The following is a 671-nucleotide window of genomic DNA, read 5'->3' as shown; positions in this document are numbered from 1 at the left end:
TTTTTGAATGGAAATGGTACGGCATTCAACTGAGGGACGGGCAGTTTAACGAAGTAATTCTTATCATATCAAGTTTAGTTTAGATTCTAAGTAATCAAGATGCTTTTTTACCTCAATCCAATTTGAAGCACGAAATACCAAATCATGAGTAACGGATAAATTATATGACTGTTCATACAAAATAACTGGCTTATTTACTAGAGCAAACTCCTCTGCATAGTGAGGACCATCATCAATTAACACAACTACTTTTGAATTAATACATTCTTGGAGTTTGTTTTCAACAAGTGTAATATTGTGATAATTAATCTTATGATGTTTAAGCCATTCAATGGTAACATCGCGAAAAAGTAATGGTCGAGCAGTAATAATTGATATTTGATGCTGATTAAACAGTTGCTGTAATATTTCAACAGCCATCGGCAAAGGTGATGAGTTCCAATGAATTTCATGCCCATATTTATTATAAATTGCATCACGTTCTGCCTCATCCCACCCATATAAACGGTATAGATAAAAATCATTAACATCGTCGGGTGTTAATGATAATCCAGATGCTCTATTATAATATTGCAAATGAGCTGAAGTGGCATCAAGAATTGTGTTATCTAAATCTACTCCAATATGCAAAGGGGTAACAACTCCTAACTAAATAACTAGCTATTTCGGTA

At 33.4% G+C, this 671-nt stretch carries 1 protein-coding gene; it reads right to left on the bottom strand.

Annotation, left to right across the window (positions count from 1 at the left end; genetic code table 11):
• Positions 1-63: 63 nt before the first annotated feature.
• A complete protein-coding gene (locus GC102_RS27050; RefSeq protein ID WP_171692290.1) occupies positions 64-630 on the bottom strand; it encodes a 5' nucleotidase, NT5C type in 567 nt (188 codons plus the stop codon).
• Positions 631-671 lie beyond the last annotated feature (41 nt).

It is taken from the genome of Paenibacillus germinis, from assembly GCF_013141785.1.
Classification (GTDB): domain Bacteria; phylum Bacillota; class Bacilli; order Paenibacillales; family NBRC-103111; genus Paenibacillus_E; species Paenibacillus_E phytorum.
This window is presented reverse-complemented; position numbering and strand designations above follow the sequence as displayed.